Origin of the sequence: Aeromicrobium sp. (assembly GCF_036676885.1) — a bacterium.
Taxonomy (GTDB): domain Bacteria; phylum Actinomycetota; class Actinomycetes; order Propionibacteriales; family Nocardioidaceae; genus Aeromicrobium.
Map to the genome: position 1 here is coordinate 20,729 of NZ_JAKFCB010000343.1, position 17,309 is coordinate 38,037.

19 protein-coding genes are annotated in these 17,309 nt (G+C 70.0%); 7 read left to right on the forward strand and 12 right to left on the reverse strand.

Annotation, left to right across the window (positions count from 1 at the left end; translation table 11 throughout):
• The first annotated feature begins 80 nt into the window (after nt 1–80).
• Genes nth through V6M46_RS16135 form a run of 5 tightly spaced genes read left to right on the forward strand, consistent with a single transcriptional unit; the run spans nt 81 to nt 4,060 of the window.
• Nucleotides 81–800 (forward strand): endonuclease III, encoded by a 720-nt coding sequence (gene nth, locus V6M46_RS16115; RefSeq protein ID WP_332666931.1) that lies wholly within the window; start codon nt 81–83, stop codon nt 798–800.
• Nucleotides 797–1,411: a TlpA family protein disulfide reductase gene (locus tag V6M46_RS16120; RefSeq protein ID WP_332666933.1), complete on the forward strand. Its 615-nt coding sequence runs from the start codon at nt 797–799 to the stop codon at nt 1,409–1,411. Before nth ends, V6M46_RS16120 begins: the two co-directional genes overlap by 4 nt.
• Nucleotides 1,408–2,049, forward strand: a complete 642-nt coding sequence (locus tag V6M46_RS16125) for an NUDIX hydrolase (RefSeq protein WP_332666936.1) — start codon at nt 1,408–1,410, stop codon at nt 2,047–2,049. Before V6M46_RS16120 ends, V6M46_RS16125 begins: the two co-directional genes overlap by 4 nt.
• Nucleotides 2,050–2,060: 11 nt before the next feature.
• Nucleotides 2,061–3,233: a MarP family serine protease gene (locus V6M46_RS16130; protein ID WP_332666938.1), complete on the forward strand. Its 1,173-nt coding sequence runs from the start codon at nt 2,061–2,063 to the stop codon at nt 3,231–3,233.
• Entirely contained in the window at nt 3,233–4,060 is an 828-nt protein-coding gene (locus V6M46_RS16135) for a hypothetical protein (RefSeq protein WP_332666940.1), read from the forward strand. Before V6M46_RS16130 ends, V6M46_RS16135 begins: the two co-directional genes overlap by 1 nt.
• A gap of 20 nt (nt 4,061–4,080) precedes the next feature.
• Here the strand turns inward: V6M46_RS16135 and V6M46_RS16140 are convergent, their stop codons facing one another.
• From V6M46_RS16140 to V6M46_RS16195, 12 genes are all read right to left on the reverse strand, one after another.
• Nucleotides 4,081–4,470, reverse strand: a complete 390-nt coding sequence (locus V6M46_RS16140; RefSeq protein ID WP_332666942.1) for a phage holin family protein — start codon at nt 4,468–4,470, stop codon at nt 4,081–4,083.
• Between the two features lie 38 nt (nt 4,471–4,508).
• The gene (locus V6M46_RS16145; RefSeq protein WP_332666944.1) at nt 4,509–4,688 is read right to left on the reverse strand and encodes a hypothetical protein; all 180 of its coding nucleotides are present in this window, start codon (nt 4,686–4,688) and stop codon (nt 4,509–4,511) included.
• 90 nt (nt 4,689–4,778) lie between these two features.
• Nucleotides 4,779–6,737 (reverse strand): acetate--CoA ligase, encoded by a 1,959-nt coding sequence (gene acs / locus V6M46_RS16150; RefSeq protein ID WP_332666947.1) that lies wholly within the window; start codon nt 6,735–6,737, stop codon nt 4,779–4,781.
• Between the two features lie 131 nt (nt 6,738–6,868).
• Nucleotides 6,869–8,500: a solute symporter family protein gene (locus tag V6M46_RS16155; protein WP_332666949.1), complete on the reverse strand. Its 1,632-nt coding sequence runs from the start codon at nt 8,498–8,500 to the stop codon at nt 6,869–6,871.
• On the reverse strand, nt 8,497–8,835 hold the full coding sequence (locus V6M46_RS16160; protein ID WP_332666950.1) for a DUF485 domain-containing protein: 339 nt from the start codon (nt 8,833–8,835) through the stop codon (nt 8,497–8,499). Before V6M46_RS16160 ends, V6M46_RS16155 begins: the two co-directional genes overlap by 4 nt.
• A gap of 183 nt (nt 8,836–9,018) precedes the next feature.
• Nucleotides 9,019–10,509, reverse strand: a complete 1,491-nt coding sequence (locus V6M46_RS16165) for a sodium/solute symporter (RefSeq protein WP_332666952.1) — start codon at nt 10,507–10,509, stop codon at nt 9,019–9,021.
• Nucleotides 10,506–10,895: a hypothetical protein gene (locus V6M46_RS16170; protein ID WP_332666954.1), complete on the reverse strand. Its 390-nt coding sequence runs from the start codon at nt 10,893–10,895 to the stop codon at nt 10,506–10,508. Before V6M46_RS16170 ends, V6M46_RS16165 begins: the two co-directional genes overlap by 4 nt.
• Nucleotides 10,892–11,647: a LytR/AlgR family response regulator transcription factor gene (locus tag V6M46_RS16175; RefSeq protein WP_332666956.1), complete on the reverse strand. Its 756-nt coding sequence runs from the start codon at nt 11,645–11,647 to the stop codon at nt 10,892–10,894. The genes V6M46_RS16170 and V6M46_RS16175 overlap by 4 nt, the downstream gene beginning before the upstream one ends.
• Before the next feature lie 47 nt (nt 11,648–11,694).
• Nucleotides 11,695–12,831, reverse strand: coding sequence for a sensor histidine kinase (locus V6M46_RS16180; RefSeq protein WP_332666959.1), 1,137 nt, complete (start codon nt 12,829–12,831; stop codon nt 11,695–11,697).
• Nucleotides 12,832–12,840: 9 nt separating this feature from the next.
• The gene (bioD, locus tag V6M46_RS16185; RefSeq protein ID WP_332666961.1) at nt 12,841–13,527 is read right to left on the reverse strand and encodes a dethiobiotin synthase; all 687 of its coding nucleotides are present in this window, start codon (nt 13,525–13,527) and stop codon (nt 12,841–12,843) included.
• Nucleotides 13,524–14,639 carry an 8-amino-7-oxononanoate synthase gene (locus tag V6M46_RS16190; RefSeq protein WP_332666962.1) on the reverse strand — a complete coding sequence of 372 codons (1,116 nt, stop codon included), beginning with the start codon at nt 14,637–14,639 and terminating at the stop codon, nt 13,524–13,526. The genes bioD and V6M46_RS16190 overlap by 4 nt, the downstream gene beginning before the upstream one ends.
• Nucleotides 14,636–15,910 carry an adenosylmethionine--8-amino-7-oxononanoate transaminase gene (locus V6M46_RS16195; protein ID WP_332666964.1) on the reverse strand — a complete coding sequence of 425 codons (1,275 nt, stop codon included), beginning with the start codon at nt 15,908–15,910 and terminating at the stop codon, nt 14,636–14,638. Before V6M46_RS16195 ends, V6M46_RS16190 begins: the two co-directional genes overlap by 4 nt.
• Before the next feature lie 67 nt (nt 15,911–15,977).
• On the opposite strand from V6M46_RS16195, the gene bioB reads away from it, so the two are divergent.
• The gene (gene bioB / locus V6M46_RS16200) at nt 15,978–16,973 is read left to right on the forward strand and encodes a biotin synthase BioB (RefSeq protein WP_332666965.1); all 996 of its coding nucleotides are present in this window, start codon (nt 15,978–15,980) and stop codon (nt 16,971–16,973) included.
• A gap of 1 nt (nt 16,974) precedes the next feature.
• A complete protein-coding gene (gene bsaP / locus V6M46_RS16205; RefSeq protein ID WP_332666966.1) occupies nt 16,975–17,154 on the forward strand; it encodes a biotin synthase auxiliary protein BsaP in 180 nt (59 codons plus the stop codon).
• Nucleotides 17,155–17,309 lie beyond the last annotated feature (155 nt).

Consider the following 17,309-nt stretch of genomic DNA (forward strand, 5'->3'; position numbering starts at 1 on the left):
TACGTCTGGCGGTCCCGTCACGGGACCCGCGGCCGACCTCCGGAGGGGCGATTTGCGCCGGAACACGTACTCTGGATCCCGTGCCGAGCGACGTGAACCGACCAGACACGACGCTCGTCCGCAGGGCCCGCAAGATCAATCGTGTGCTCGCCGAGACCTATCCCGACGCCGGTTGCGAGCTTGACTTCCGTACGCCGTTCGAGCTCCTCATCGCCACGGTCCTCTCCGCACAGACCACCGACCGCCGGGTCAACGCGATCACTCCGGCGCTGTTCGCGGCCTACCCGGATGCCCGTGCGATGGCGGCCGCGGACCGGGCGGCGCTCGAGGAGCTGATCCGCCCCACCGGGTTCTTCCGGGCCAAGACCGAGAGCCTGCTGCGGCTGTCCGCCGACCTCGTCGAGCGGTATGACGGCGAGGTCCCCGGCAGGCTCAAGGATCTCGTGACACTCCACGGCGTCGGCCGCAAGACCGCCAATGTCGTCCTCGGCAATGCGTTCGGCGTGCCCGGGCTGACGGTCGACACGCACTTCGCGCGGCTCGTACGCCGGTTGCAGTGGGTGCCGGACGAGATCGTCAAGGATCCGGTCAAGACCGAGCACGCGGTCGCCGCGATCTTCCCGCCCAAGGACTGGACGATGCTGAGTCATCGACTGATCTGGCACGGCCGGCGCTGCTGCCACGCCAAGAAGCCGGCGTGTGGCGCGTGCCCCGTCGCGCATTGGTGTCCGTCGTACGGCACCGGCCCGATCGACCCGGCCGAGGCGGCGGCGCTCCTCACGACGCAGGGACCCGCGTGAGGGCGCGGGTGATCCTGGCCGGACTCGCGCTCGTACTCACGGCTTGCGGTGGCCCCGGCCCGGACGACGAAGAGCCGACTTTCGGCAGCGGGACAGCCCCGACGGCAGACGCGGGCCAGCTCGCCGCCGCGAAGAAGCAGGCCGGCGTCGAGGACTGCCCGGCATCGGACGGCACCCCACCCGCCGACAACCCCCTGCCGGACCTGACGCTGGAGTGCCTCGGCGGCGGTTCGCCCGTCCGCCTGTCGGGCCTGAGCGGCACGCCCACGGTCATCAACTTCTGGGCCAGCTGGTGCGCGCCGTGCCGCGAGGAGCTGCCGCTGCTGGCCAAGGCGCATCAGGCGTACGGCGATCAGCTCCGGATCATCGGGGTCGACTTCGCCGACTCGGCTCCCGACGCGGCGCTCGAGCTCGCCGAGAAGTCCGGTGTGACGTTCCCGCTGCTGGCCGACCCGGACTCCGACACCAAGGCTCCGCTCAAGGTCATCGGTCTGCCCCAGACGGTGTTCGTGGATGCACAAGGAACAATGGTCGCCACGGAGCGCGTCGCGTTCCGTTCGTATGCCGACCTGACGGCCGCGATCGAGAAGCATCTGGGGGTGGCGCCATGAGCTGGGAGCACCTTCCCGAGTGGCTGCGCCCGCTGGCCGAGCTCGCCGGATCGGTCGACGCCGAGCAGCTGGCGCCGCGGTTCCCCCACGCACCAGCTGACGCGCGTCCCGCAGCGGTGCTGATGCTGTTCGCCGACGGCGACAACGGCCCCGAGCTGCTGCTCACCGAGCGTGCGGCGACGATGCGCAACCACGCCGGGCAGATCTCGTTCCCGGGCGGCGCCTCGGACCCCGAGGACGCCGACGCCGTCGCCACCGCGCTGCGCGAGACGCACGAGGAGGTCGGTCTCGACCCCGATACGGTCGACATCTTCGGCACGCTCCCGACGTTGTGGCTGCCGCCCAGCAACTTCGCGGTGACACCCGTGCTGGGCTACTGGCGAGAGCCCAAGCCGCTCATGCCGGTCAGCGCGGAAGAGGTCGGCGCGATCATCCACCAACCCATCCGCCGCCTGCTCGACCCGGCCAACCGGTTCAGCGTCGAGCACCCGTCCGGCTGGCGTGGGCCCGCGTTCGAGATCGGCTCGGGCGTACCCCTGTGGGGCTTCACCGCGGGCGTCGTCTCGCGGCTCTTCGAGCGTCTGGGCTGGGAGCAGCCCTGGGACGACAGCGTCACCCGACCTCTCCCGGACTTCTAGGCCAGGCGCTCATGAACTCCCTCGATGTCATCCTCGTCCTGGTCCTGGTGGCGTATGCCGTCTCCGGCTATGTCCAGGGCTTCGTCGTCAACCTGATCGCGACGATCGGCCTGCTGGTCGGCGGCCTGCTGGCGCTCGCGATCGTGCCGAAGTTCCTGTCCGGCAACACCGCGACCCTGAGCTCGTCCCTGCTGGCGCTCGGGCTCGTCGTCGGCGCAGCGGCGGTCGGGCAGGGCGTCGGCACGTACGTCGGCACGGGCCTGCGCAACGGGCTCAAGTGGAAGCCGCTGCGGTGGGTCGACGCGGTCGGCGGCAGCGTGCTCAGCATGGTCGCGGTGCTGTGCGCCGGCTGGGCGTTGGGCTACTCGGTCAGCGGCACCAACATCCCCTACCTGTCGACCGCCTCGCGGGACTCGGCGATCCTCGACCGGGTCGACACGGTCATGCCGACGCGCGCGACGTCGGTCCTGCGGTCGTTCAACGAGGTGCTCGACGCCAACCTGTTCCCGCGCTACATCGACCCGTTCGAGAGCGAGAACATCAAGCCGATCGGGCCGCCCGACACCGCGACCCTGGCGAGTCCGGGTGTGCGCCAGGCGTCCGCCAGCGTCGTGAAGATCCTCGGCCAGGCCAGCTGTCAGCGCGGCATCGAGGGGTCGGGCTTCGCCTACTCCGAGGGCCGCGTCATGACCAATGCGCACGTCGTCGCGGGTGTCGAGAACCCGTCGATCGTGATCGACGGCCAGCGCAGGCCCGCGCGGGTCGTGCTGTTCGATCGCAAGCTCGACGTCGCGGTGCTGGCGACCGACGGAGTGGACCTGCCGACGCTCGACTTCGACCGGACCGGCCGGCCGGGCCAGGCCGCGGCGATCCTGGGCTTCCCGGAGAACGGCCCCTTCGACGCCCGCGCCGCCCGCATCCGCAGTGAGATGCGGCTGCGCAGCCCTGACATCTACGACAGCGGCGAGGTCATCCGCGAGACGTACTCGGTGCGCGGGCTCGTACGCTCCGGCAACTCCGGCGGCCCGCTCGTCTCTGAGGACGGCGACGTCCTCGGCGTGATCTTCGCGGCCTCGATCACGGACAAGTCGACCGGCTACGCCCTGACCGCTTCACAAGTGGCCGACGACGCGCGTGCGGGCATCGCCGCGACGTCCACGGTCTCAACCGGAGGATGCGCCTGATGCGTACCGTGCTCTCATTCGTCAGCGGCGTCGTGGCGCTGCTCGCCCTCTTGGCGGCGGTCCCACTGCTGTGGCTGTCGACCCACATCGCCAACGAGGACGGCTATGTGCGGTTCAGCAGCACGCTGGCCAAGGACGCCGAGCTGCAGCGGGCGTTCTCGGCATACCTGAGCGACGAGCTGGCTGCCCGCGGCGTCATCCCGGCGGCGATCAAGGGGCCTGTGGCGTCGGTGCTGAGCCAGGCAGCCGCCAGCAGCAGCAACGAGGCGGGGTTCGTCGAGGCGTGGGAGGAGACGCAGCGCAGCTCCCACCGCGAGGCGTTCGCCGACCCGATGCCCAAGGTCCTCGGCATCGACATCGGCCCCATGGGGACGTTCGTCGCGAAGCAGGTCACCGGTGACCTGCCGGTCGCCATCACGGTCCCGGACAACCTCGTCGTCCCGGTCGTCACCAGCGCCGGCGACCGCGAGGTGGTCGACCAGGTCGAGCAGTCGACGCGCCTCGGCAGGATCGCCGGGATCGTCGCGGTGGTCGCCGCGGCCACGTGCATCGGGTTCGCGAGGCGTACGTCCGCGGCCGTGATGTGGTTCGGCGCCGGCACGCTCGCCGTCGCGGGTGTGCTCTGGCTCTCCAGCGGTCCCGTGTCGCAGGAGATCCTCGACCACACCGAAGCGCCGTCGGAGTTCGCCAGGACGGTGCAGAAGCTTCTCGTCGACCGTGCGGCGGAGTCGCTCGACGCCTGGCTGGTGATCCTGGCGGTCGGCGGCGGGATCGCGGTCGTTGCCGGGTTCGTCGGCCGAACCGTGACGCGTCGCGCCGCCCGCTGATCCTGGGGGCCCGGGCAGCGTCAGCTGCTGTGCCCCCGGAGCGCGGCCGGGATCTCCTTGGCCGTCGCGATGGTGCGCTCGGGAGCGCGGATCTTCTTGAGCAGGACGATGCCCAGGACGATCGCCAGGATCGTCAGCACGACGTAGACGCCGGCGACGATGAGGAACGCCCACGCGGGGTCGAGACCCGTCATGGTCAGGAAGTACGCGCCAGAGATCGACAGCAGGATGATGATCAGCAGGCCGAAGAAGGCCGCGACCGCGAGCAGTCCTGCGCCGATGCCACCGGCCTTGACGCTGAACTTGAGCTCGCTCTTGGCGAGCTTGATCTCCGACTGCACCAAGGCCGAGATGTCGCGGCTGGCGTCGGCCACCAGCCGACCGATGGTCGGATCGTCAGCTCTGTTCATACCCGCGAGCCTACAAGTGACTCACGGGATTGCGCAGGTCAGCGTGCGCCCAGCGCGGCGAGCATGCTGCCGTCCGACAGGGCCCACAACAGCTTGCCGACGATGACGACCCCGAGGAGGGTCAGCCCGATGGTCAGATCGGCGCTCATGCGCCGGGCCGGCCGGGTCGGCTGGTCGACCAGCTGCTCGTCGTTCCGGGACATCGTCGTGGAATGCATGACCATGACGGTTCCCCAGAAACATGAGAGCAAACTGAACAGAGGGCGACCCACGCCTGTCATTGTGGCGAAGATCGCACCTCGTGAACGTCAGTCCTCGTCCTTGGCGGTCTTCATGCCGGCGGTGATCTTGTCCATGATGCCGGCGTCGGCGAGGGTCGTGGCGTCGCCGACAGCGCGGTTCTCGGCGACGTCGCGCAACAGTCGGCGCATGATCTTGCCGGACCGCGTCTTGGGCAGCTCGGGGACGATCATGATCTGTCGGGGCTTGGCGATCGCACCGATCTCCTTGGCAACGTGGTTGCGCAGCTCGGCGACGATCTCCTCGCCGCCGTCGCCGGCGGACTCGCGCAGGATGACGAACGCCACGACGGCCTGGCCCGTGGTCTCGTCGGTCGCGCCGACGACGGCGGACTCGGCGACCTTGGGGTGCGACACGAGGGCGGACTCGATCTCCGTGGTCGACAGGCGGTGGCCCGAGACGTTCATGACGTCGTCGACGCGGCCGAGCAGCCAGATCGCGCCGTCCTCGTCCTTGCGGGCGCCGTCGCCGGCGAAGTAGAAGCCCGGCCAGCGCGACCAGTAGGTCTCCTTGTAGCGGTCGTCGTCGCCCCAGATCGTGCGCAGCATCGAGGGCCACGGCTCGGTGATCACGAGGTAACCGCCCTCGCCGTGCTCGACCGGCTTGCCGGCGTCGTCGACGACCTCGGCGGCGATGCCGGGGATCGCGGTCATCGCCGAGCCCGGCTTGCCCTTGGTGACACCGGGAAGCGGGCTGATCATGTGCGCGCCGGTCTCGGTCTGCCACCAGGTGTCGACGATGGGGGTGCGGCCGCCGCCGATGTTGTCGCGGTACCAGACGTACGCCTCGGGGTTGATCGACTCACCGACCGAGCCGAGGATCCGCAGCGACGACAGGTCGTGCTCGGCGGGGATCTGCTCGCCCCACTTCATGAACGTACGGATCGCGGTGGGTGCGGTGTAGAACAGCGACACCTTGTACTTCTCGATGATCTCCCACCAGCGGCCCTTGTGCGGGGTGTCGGGCGTGCCTTCGTAGAGCACCTGGGTCGCGCCGTTGGCCAGCGGCCCGTAGACGATGTAGGAGTGCCCGGTGACCCAGCCGACGTCGGCGGTGCACCAGTAGACGTCCTCGGGCTTGTAGTCGAACACGCCCCAGAACGTGTAGGTCGACTGCACGAGGTAGCCGCCGGTCGTGTGGAGGATGCCCTTGGGGCTGCCGGTCGTGCCGGACGTGTACATGACGTAGAGCGGGTGCTCGGCGTCGAACATCTCCGGGGTGTGGTCCTTGGACGCGGAGTCGACGACGTCGTGCCACCAGACGTCGCGGCCCTCGGTCCACTCGACGTCCTGGCCCGTGCGGCGTACGACCAGCACGCCGGTGACGTCGGGGCACTTCTGGAGGGCCTCGTCGACGGCGGGCTTGAGCGCCGACGGTGCACCACGGCGGTAGCCGCCGTCGGCGGTGATGACGACCTTGGCCTGGCAGTCGAGGATGCGCGACGACAGCGCGTCGGCGGAGAACCCGCCGAACACCACCGTGTGCGGGGCGCCGAGGCGCGCGCAGGCCAGCATCGCGACGACGGCCTCGGGGATCATCGGCAGGTAGATCGCGACCCGGTCGCCGGTCTTGACACCGAGGTCGATCAGCGCGTTGGCGGCCTGGGACACCAGGTCCTTGAGCTCGGCGTACGTGATGTCGCGGGTGTCGTCGGCAGGCTCACCGACGAAGTGGAGGGCGACCTTGTCGCCGTTGCCGGCCTCGACGTGCCGGTCGACGCAGTTGTAGGACGCGTTGAGGGTGCCGCCGACGAACCACTTGGCGAACGGCGGGTTGGACCAGTCGAGCACCTCGGTGAACGGCTTGCCCCAGTCCAGGCGCTCGGCCTGCTCGCCCCAGAACTTCATCCGGTCGGCGGCGGCCTGCTCATAGACCTCGGCCTTGACGTTGGCGTTGGCCGCCAGGTCCGCCGGCGGCTCGAACACGCGATCTTCGTGGGACAGGTTGCTGATGTTCTGCTCGGTCACGGGTTGCTCCTCGTCCGGGGTACTTCATTTGATTGTGGCGCAGCACACAAGATGTCGTGCAGCGGGTTGCGCGGAGGTTGCCGCCGCGCTCGCCCGACCATGGGCCGAGCGAGCGCAGCGAGCGAACGCTCCTACTTCTCGGAGCCTGCTCCGGTCATGGACCGGACGTCCAGCTCCACGTAACGCGCTTCGGCGTCGGCGTCCCGGGCGGTGACCGTGCCCAACCAGCCGAAGAAGAAGCCGAGCGGGATCGAGATGATGCCTGGGTTGGCCAGCGGGAACCAGCTGAAGTCGCTGCCGGTGATCATGGCGGTCTCCGAGCCGGAGACGACCGGCGAGAAGATCACCAGCCCGACGCACGAGATCAGGCCGCCGTAGATGCTCCAGACCGCTCCGCGGGTGTTGAACCGCCGCCAGAACAGGTTGAAGAGCAGCGCCGGCAGGTTCGCCGAGGCGGCGACCGCGAAGGCCAACGCCACCAGGAAGGCGATGTTGAGCTTCTGGGCCGGGATCGACAACCCGATGGCCACGGCACCGATCACGAGTGCCGCGAGACGGGCGACCTTGACCTCCTGCTTCTCGGTGACCTTGCCGCCCTTCCAGACGTTGGCGTAGAGGTCGTGCGCGACCGACGACGCCGAGGTCAGGGTCAGACCCGCCACCACCGCAAGGATCGTGGCGAACGCGACGGCCGAGATCAGTGCCAGCAGCACCGCACCACCGGTCGAGCCCGCGCCGCCGCCGACAGCCTCAGCGAGGAGCGGTGAGGCCAGGTTGCCACCGGAGTCGGCGATCTCCTGCTTCTTGTCGCCCTTGACCAGCGCGGCTGCACCGAAGCCCAGCACGAGCGTCATCAGGTAGAACGACCCGATGAGACCGATCGCCCAGAGCACCGACTTGCGAGCCTGCCGGGCCGTCGGGACGGTGTAGAAGCGGATCAGGATGTGCGGCAGTCCCGCGGTGCCGAGCACCAGGGCCAGGCCGAGCGAGATGAAGTCGATCTTGGCCTCGGTCGAGACGCCGTACTTGAGGCCCGGCTCGAGGAATGCCTTGCCGGCGCCGCTCTCCTCGGCGGCCGTGCCCAGCATGTCGCTGATGTTGAAGTTGAACTTCGCCAGCACGAGCGCAGTGATGAGGATCGTGCCGCCCATCAGCAGGACCGCCTTGACGATCTGCACCCAGGTCGTGCCCTTCATGCCGCCGACCGTGACGTAGAAGATCATCAGCGCGCCGACACCGGCGATCGTGAGGTTCTTGGCCGTCTGGCTGTCGGCGCCGAGCAGCAGCGCAACGAGCGCGCCGGCACCGACCATCTGGGCGAGCAGGTAGAAGATCGACACGACGACGGTTGACGTCGCGGCTGCCGTACGCACCGGGCGCTGCCGCATGCGGAACGCCAGCTGGTCGGCCATCGTGAAGCGCCCCGAGTTGCGGAGCAGCTCCGCGACCAGCAGCAGCGCGACGAGCCAGGCGACCAGGAAGCCGATCGAGTAGAGGAAGCCGTCATAGCCCGACAACGCGATGGCGCCGGAGATGCCGAGGAACGACGCGGCGGACATGTAGTCGCCGGCCACCGCGAATCCGTTCTGCGCACCGGAGAAGCTGCGTCCGCCGGCGTAGTAGTCGGCTGCGGTCTTGTTGTTGCGGCTGGCCCAGACCGTGATGGCGACCGTGATCAACACGATCATGATGAACAGCGAGCCGGTGAGGGCCTGGTTGCTGCCGTCGGTGGCTGCGCGGAGGACCGTGGCGGTTGTGCTCATCGTTCGATCTCCGTCTCGTACTCGTGACGCAGGCTGTCCGCGATGGGATCCATGCGTCGGGCGGCGAATCGGGCGTACCAGATCGAGATGCCGAACGTCGTCACGAACTGCAGGAGGCCGAAGACGAGGGCGACGTTGATGTTGCCGAACAGGACGTGGCCCATGAAGCCGCCGGCGTAGTTCGACATCAGGACGTACAGCAGGTACCACGCCATGAACGCAACGGTCAGCGGTACGACGAAGCGCAGGTATGAACGCTTGAGCTCTGCGAACTCGTCGGTCGCGTGGATGCGTTGATAGGCCGCGTGGGCCTCTGTCGATATCTTCTCGGCCACCGTGGATCACCTCTTTCGTGAAGGCAGGGACGGCACAGGCGTGTGACGTCGGTCCCGAACCTAGGTACCTGGGAGGCTGTGAGCCAGATCACGACAGGCCGTATGCGTTGGGGGTCGACCGGCCTGCGCTGTGCGGTCGGCCGCGTACGACGAACGGTCGGTCTGACAGGTCGAGCGGTGGGCTCAGAACCGGCGGTCGACGTCCAGGCGCTCGGGGGTGTGCAGCCGAACCATGGTGCGCGAGACGTTCGCGGGCACGTCCGACCTGGTGGCGAGCGACACGCCGACCATGAGCGCGAAGCCGATCGGCACCGACCAGGCGGCCGGCTGGCTCATCAGGACGCCGAACCAGCCGTCCGGCCGAGCGCCGATCGTGATGATCGCCGCGACGCCGGCGCTGAGCCCGCCGCCGATCAGCCCCGAGATGGCGCCGCGAGCCGTGAGCCCGCGCCACCAGATGCCGAGCACCAGGAGCGGGCAGAACGTCGACGCGGCGAGGGCGAACGCGAACGTCACGGAGCTCGCGACGGCGATCCGCTCCGCCGACAGGGCGAGCAGCAGCGGCACCACGACGCAGCCGGCCGCGGCGACGCGCAGCGCCGTGATCGTCGAGATCCGGCCGCGGGCGAGCCCCTGGCCGACGACGCCGGCGACCGACATCGTGAGGCCCGAGGACGTGGAGAGGAACGCCGCGAACGCGCCCGCCGTGAGTAGCGCCGCCAGCAGCTCGCCGGTGCTGCCGCCGATGACGCGTGACGGCAGCTCCAGCACCACGGTGTCGGCGCGGCCGGAGTCCAGCAGGTCACGGGCGTAGATCCGGCCCAGCACGCCGTAGATGGTCGGGAGCAGGTAGAACGTGCCGAGCAGGGCCAGCACGATCAGGGTCGTGCGGCGTGCGGCGTGGCCGTCGGGGTTGGTGTAGAACCGCACGACGACGTGCGGCAGGCCCATCGTGCCGAGGAACGTCGCGATCATGACGGAGTACGTCAGGTAGAGGCCGGGACCGTCTGCCTGGCTGAATGGCTGGAACCACTCCTCGGGTGCGACGGGGGACGGCCGCCCGTCGCCCCGCCACGCGTGCAGCAGGAAGAACACCGGGATCAGCAGCGCGGTCAGCTTGAGCCAGTACTGGAACGCTTGGACGAACGTGATGCTGCGCATGCCTCCGGAGACGACGTTGACCACCACGATCACCGCGACCACGACGGTGCCGACCCAGTTGGGAGCACCCGTGACGGTGCGCAACGTCAGCCCGGCGCCCTGGAACTGCGGCATCAGGTAGAGCCAGCCCACCGCCACGACCAGCGCGCTGGCGACCGTACGCACGCCCATCGACTGCAACCGGACCTGGGCGAAGTCGGGGATCGTGTACGCCCCGGAGCGCCGCAGGGGCGCCGCGACGAACACCAGCAGCAGGAGGTAGCCCGTGGTCCAGCCGATGGGATACCAGAGCATGTCGGCGCCGTGGGTCAGCACGAGGCCCGCGACGCCGAGGAACGACGCCGCGGAGAGGTACTCGCCGCCGATCGCCGAGCTGTTCCACACCGGGCTGACCGAGCGCGAGGCGACGTAGAAGTCGCTCGTCGTCCGGCTCATCCGCAGGCCGAACGCGCCGATCCCCAGCGTCGCCACGGCGACGAGGGCCACCGCGACGATGCCGTACGTCGAGTTCATGACTGGTCCGGGCCGTGCGGCTCGACGAGCTCGGTGAAGTCACGCTCGGCGCGCTCGACCTGCCGGATGTAGACCCAGCCCAGCGCGAACAACCCGGGATAGACCAGAACACCGAGGATCAGCCACGGGACGGGAACGCCGAACACGTGCATCTCGGTGAAGCTGTCGAACGCGAGGAACAGCAGCGGCAGGGCGCCGATCGACAGTGCGAGGGTGGCTGCGACCGTCAGCGCCGCCCGCAGCTGTGCGCGGATCAGCGAGCGCATGTAGACCTCGCCGATGCCGGTCGACTCGTTGATCTCCTGCCGCACACTGCGCCGTACGTGCGCCGGTGCGGTGGTCAGCGGGCTGGTGATGCGGACCCGGCCGGTGTATTCCTCGGTCACAGCGCACGCTCGTCGATGAGCTCACGCAGCGCGCGGGCGTGACGGCGGGCGACCTGGATCTCGACGAGCTCGTCGCCGACCGGCACCAGCACGCTGGAGCGACCGGCCTGGACGCGCAGCTCGCGCAGGTGCGCGAGATTGACGACGTGGCTGCGGTGCACCCGGGCGAAGCCGGCCTCCTGCCAGTCGTCGGCGAGCGTCGTGAGCGGGGTGCGGATCAGGTGGCTGGTGCCGTCGACGACATGCAGGCGTACGTAGTCGCCCTGAGCCTCGACGTACGACACGGAGGCGCGCGACACGAACCGGGTGACGCCACCGAGCTCGACCGCGATCTGGTCGTCACCCGCCACCGGCGCGGAGTCGGCATCCGCGCAGGCCCGGCGCACGCTCTCCCTGAGCCGTTCCTCGCGGATCGGCTTGAGCAGGTAGTCGACCGCGTTCATCTCGAACGCGTCGACGGCGTGCGCGTCGTGCGCGGTGACGAACACGATGCGGGGCGGCGTACGGAACCGGCCGAGCAACCGGCCGATCTCCAGGCCGCTCAGGCCCGGCATCGCGACGTCGAGGAACACCAGCTCGATGGCACCCTCGTCGAGCACGCGGAGGGCCTCGGCGCCCGAGCGCGCTGCTCGTACGGACGCGATGCGGTCGTCACGGCCGAGCATCCACACGAGCTCGTCGAGCACGGGCTGCTCGTCGTCCACCACGAGGGCACGCAACGCCGCACGGTTCGTTCGCTGGCGCTCACTCATGCCGTGATCATGCCGAGATGTCGGCGGCACCACAACACCGGGAACCGTCATGGCGCATCAGTCCCCGGGTGGAACTTCGGCAGCCGGACCGTGACCTTCGTGCCGTGCCCCGGCGCCGTCTCGACGACGATGCCGTACTCGTCGCCGTAGACCGTGCGCAGCCGTTCGTCGACGTTCGCGAGTCCCACGGAGGCGCTGGTGGTCCGGCCGGAGAGCACGTCGCGGACGGTGTCGGGCTCGACCCCGACGCCGTCGTCCTCGATCGTGATGACGCACTCGACGCCCTCGTCGAGCGCCACGACCGTGACGGTCCCGTCGCCGTCCTTGGCCTCGAGCCCGTGGCGTACGGCGTTCTCGACCAGCGGCTGGATCGCGAGGAACGGCAGCGTCACGCTGAGGACCTCCGGCGCGACCCGGGTGACGACCCGCAGCCGGTCACCGAATCGGGCCTTCTCCAGGACCAGGTAGCGCTCGATCGAGCGGAGCTCCTCGGCGAGCGTCGTGAACTCGCCGTGCTCGCGGAACGAGTAGCGGGTGAAGTCGGCGAACTCCAGCAGCAGCTCGCGGGCCCGCTCCGGGTCCGTACGCACGAAAGAGGCGATCGCGCCGAGGGAGTTGTAGATGAAGTGCGGGGAGATCTGCGCCCGCAAGGCCCGCAGCTCGGCCTCCATCAGGGCGGTGCGGGACTCCGACAGCTCGGCGAGCTCGAGCTGGCTCGACATCCATCGGGCGACCTCCGTGGTGGCGCGTGCCAGGCCCGCGGACGCCTCCTCGGTCACGACGGCGATGCTGCCGACCACGCGGCCCTCGACCGACAGTGGCGCCACGATCGCGCGATCGGATGCCTGGGTCGTCCCGCTGGCCAGGGCGTCGGCGGTGAGCCCGGAGACGTCGGAGACCTCGTCACGCGCATCGCCGGCGAGCCGGTCGTGCAGGTCGGTGATCGCCACGGTGGGCTGGCCCAGCAGCGTACGTACGTGGGGCAGCGCGAGGGCGGCGCTCTCGGCATCGAGGCCGCGGCGCAACGCGGGGGCGGCCTGCGACGCGGTGTGCAGCGTCTCGTACGTCGCCCGGTCCGCCGGCGAGCCGAGGACGCGGCGCCGGGTCAACAGCCGCCACCGGACGAACACCGCGGCCGCGACGAGCGCGGCGATGGCGAGCGCGGCCGTGGTGATGTTGTCCATCCCCGGACGCTACCGCGAGCCGACGACGCCGGTCGGCAGGGCCGTGAACCAGCTCGGGGCCTGGCGGCAGAACTCCGTACGGTCGAGCGAGCCGGCGTTGGCGGGGATGAGACCGTGGATCGACAGGCCGGTCAGTCGCGGCAGGTCGGCGCGGTTGCTGCGCTCGGCCAGGCCCGGATCGGGAGCGCACGAGCCGAGGACGAGGCTGGGGGTGAGCCCTTCGGCGCGCAGCCGGTCGACGGTCAGGCCGGTGTGGTTGAGCGTCCCGAGGCCCTCGCGGGCGACCACGACGACCTCGGCCCTGAGCTCACGGGCGAGGTCGATCAGGGTGCCGCCCTCGACGTCGAGCCGGACGAGCAGGCCTCCGGCGCCCTCGATCAGGACGATGTCGGCCTCGATGCGGCGGATCCGCGTTGCCACGTCGTGCATCGTCGGCAACCAGACACCTTCGAGCCGGGCGGCGCTCTCCGGTGCCAGCGGGTTGAGCAGCCTCGTGATCTCCTCGACGACCGGCAGGCCGGTCAGCCGTATGACGTCGTCGATGTCGCCGGGCTCCCCGGGAACGACTCCGGTCTGCACCGGCTTGACCACGGCGACGCGGAACCCGGCGCGATCCAACGCGACGGCGAGCGCCGCGGTCGTGACGGTCTTGCCGACCCCGGTGTCGGTGCCGGTGACGGCGACGTAGTGGGTCATGGCACGACCGTCCCGATGAGCTTGCAGGAGAGGGCGAGCTCGTCATCGCCGATGCCCGCCGACGCCGTGAGCCGCAGCCTGCTGATCCCGTCGGGGGTCGACGGCGGCCGGAAGCAGCCGACCCGTACGCCGTCGCGTGCACACTCGGCCTGCGCCGCGAGTGCCTCGGCGGGGCCGGGCATCTTCACCGACAGGACGGCTCCGGCCACGCGCGCAACGCCTGCGGCGTCGGCGAGCGAGCCGGCGACGTGATGGAGCCGTGCCACCCGTTCGGGCTCGGCGTCCATGATCCGCAGCGCCTCGAGCGCGGCCGCCGCGGCGGCCGGCGCGAGCCCCGTGTCGTAGATGAACGGTCGTGAGCGGTTGACCAGGTGGTCGACGACGGCCTGGCTGCCGAGCACGGCACCGCCCTGGCTGCCGAGCGCCTTGGACAGCGTCATCGTGACGATCACGGAGGGGCGGCCGGCGAGGCCCAGATCGCGTACGAGCCCGCCGCCGTCACCGGCAACGCCGATGCCGTGAGCCTCGTCGACGACCAGCGTCGCGTCGTACCGCTCGCACAGCTCGACGAGCTCGGTCAGGGGTGCCGCGTCGCCGAGCACGGAGTAGATCGACTCCACGAGCACGAGGGCCCGGGCCTGCGTACGCTCTGCGAGCCGGGCCTCGACCGCGCCGAGGTCGTTGTGCGCGACGACCGCGAGCACCCCACGTGACAGCCGGCAGGCGTCGACGAGCGAGGCATGGACGTGGGCGTCAGAGACGAGGAGCGTGTCGCGGTCCGAGAGAGCGGTCACCGCCGAGAGATTCGCGTGATAGCCGGTGGAATGCACCAGCGCAGCTTCATGGTCGAGTCGGTCGGCGAGCGCCGACTCGAGCTCGGTGTGCACCGGCAGGGTGCCGGTGACCAGGCGCGATGCACTCGCGCCTGCGCCCCACCGCAGGGCGGCTTCAGCAGCCGCGCCGGTGACCCGCTCGTCGCGGCACAGGCCGAGGTAGTCGTTGCCGGCCAGGTCGATCAGGTCGTGATCCGCGGAGCGCGTCGTCAACGAGCGGACCAGCCCGTCGCGCTCTCGCTGTCGGGCCTGCTCGTCGAGCCACGCGTGCAGGGTCATCGTGAGCTCCCGGCCGCAGCGACGAGGGCGCTGGTGATCACGGCCAGGTCCTCGTCGGTGCTGATGTAGGGCGGCATGGTGTAGATCAGGTCGCGGAACGGGCGGATCCAGACGCCGCGGTCGAGAGCTGCCGCGGAGGCCGCCGCGACGTCGACGGGGCGGTCGAGCTGGATCACACCGACCGCGCCGAGCGTACGGACGTCCGCGACGCCCTCGAGCTCGCGAGCCGGTGCCAGTCCGGACTCAAGGGCCGAGTTGATGTGCGCGATGTCGCGCCGCCACTCCGACTCCGTCAGCACGTCGAGGGACGCCGCGGCGACCGCACACGCGAGCGGGTTGGCCATGTACGTCGGCCCGTGCATCAGGGCGCCCGACTCCGAGGCGTCGATGCCGGCCGCGACGTCCGGCGTGCACAGCACAGCGGCCAGCGTCAGGTAGCCGCCGGTGAGCGCCTTGCCGACGCACATGATGTCGGGGCTGATGCCGGCGTGGTCGGCGCCGAACATCTCACCGGTACGGGCGAACCCGGTCGCGATCTCGTCGAGGATCAGCAGCCAGCCGCGTTCGTCGCAGAGGTCGCGCAGCCAGCGCAGGACGGCCGGCGGGTAGACCCGCATCCCGCCCGCACCTTGCAGGACCGGCTCGACGATGACGGCGGCGATCGTGTCGTCCACCCCGGCGACGACTCCCTCGGCCTCGGCGATCCACGCGTCGGTGTCCGCGTCGAGGCCGGCCGGCGGGCGGGGCAGGAAGACCTGGTCGGCCAGCACGTCGGTGAACATCTGGTGCATGCCGCCGACCGGGTCGCACACGCTCATGGCCCCGAACGTGTCGCCGTGATAGCCGCCGCGCAGGGTCAGGAACTTCGTACGCCCGGGGTGGCCCGTGCCGCGCTGCAGCTGCAGCGCCATCTTGAGGGAGACTTCGACGGCGACCGATCCGGAGTCCGCGAAGAAGACCTTGTCGAGGCCCGCCGGTGCCAGGTCGAGCAGCCGGCGGGCGAGCTCGATCGCGGGCTCGTGGGTCAGGCCGCCGAACATGACGTGGGACATCGTGTCGGCCTGGCGGTGCAGTGCCGCGTCGAGGCGTGGGTGCCGGTAGCCGTGGATCGCGGCCCACCACGACGACATCGCGTCGATCGGCTCGCGTCCGTCGGCAAGGGTCAGGCGATTGCCCTGGGCCGAGGTGACGAGCAGAGGCGTCGCGGGGGAGTGCATCGGGGCATACGGGTGCCAGACGTGGGCGCGGTCGAAATCGATGAGCTCATCCATGGCTGGTGATCAGGATCTCGGGTGACCGAGGTTGGACCTGAACGGTGTTCAGGATACATTCCTCTCCATGACTGACGTACTGCAGGTGGCCCGTGCCCACGTCCTCGAGCAAGGCCTCGGACTTTCCGAGGAGCACCTCGTCGAGGTGCTGCGACTCCCCGACGAGCAGATCCCGGAGCTGCTGGAGCTGGCGCACGCGGTGCGCATGAAGTGGTGCGGGCCCGAGGTCGAGGTCGAGGGGATCGTGTCCCTCAAGACCGGCGGATGTCCCGAGGACTGTCACTTCTGCAGCCAGTCCGGCCAGTTCCAGTCGCCGGTCCGCGCCGTCTGGCTCAACATTCCGGAGCTCGTCGAGGCCGCCAAGGAGACCGCCAAGACCGGTGCGTCCGAGTTCTGCATCGTGGCCGCCGTGCGCGGGCCCGACCAGCGCCTCATGGACCAGGTCCGTGAGGGCATCAAGGCGATCCAGGCCGAGGTCGACATCAACATCGCCTGCTCGCTCGGCATGCTGACCCAGGCCCAGGTCGACGAGTTCGCCGAGATGGGCGTCCACCGCTACAACCACAACCTCGAGGCCGCGAAGTCGTACTTCCCCCAGGTCGTCTCGACGCACTCGTACGAGGAGCGCTGGGACACGTGCGTCATGGTCCGCGAGGCCGGCATGGAGCTGTGCTGCGGTGGGCTCGTCGGCATGGGGGAGACCCTCGAGCAGCGCGCCGAGCTCGCGGTCCAGCTCGCCGAGCTGCGGCCGCACGAGGTGCCGCTCAACTTCCTCAACCCTCGTCCCGGCACGCCGTTCGGCGACCAGGAGCTCATGAGCTCGCAGGACGCCCTGCGCACGATCGCCGCGTTCCGGCTCGCGATGCCGCACACGATCCTGCGGTATGCGGGTGGCCGCGAGCTGACCCTCGGTGACCTCGGCACCCGCGAGGGGCTCCTCGGCGGCGTCAACGCCGTCATCGTCGGCAACTACCTGACGACGTTGGGCCGCGATGCCAACGAGGACATCGACCTGCTGGTCGAGCTCGGCATGCCGATCAAGGAACTCCAGAAGACGCTCTGACATGACCTACTGCGGCCACTGCGGAGAGGCGGTCGACGCGCGCGACCACATGCGGTGCGAGGAGCTCCTGCGGATGGAGCCGCCGCGCTTCTGTGCCGAGTGCCGCCGGCGCATGGTCGTCCAGGTCGTACCGCGTGGCTGGACGGCGCGCTGCGTCGAGCACGGTGAGGTCTCGGGCTAGTCGTCGCCGATGCCACGGGCGTGCAGCGCGGCGCCGGTGTCGTACGCATGGGCGACCGTGCGGATCGCCATCGGGACGAGCAGCGCCCGCGGACTTCGTTCGAGACCACGAGCCTTCGCGGCGGCCCGTGTCTCGTGGGCGATCTCGAGGATGCC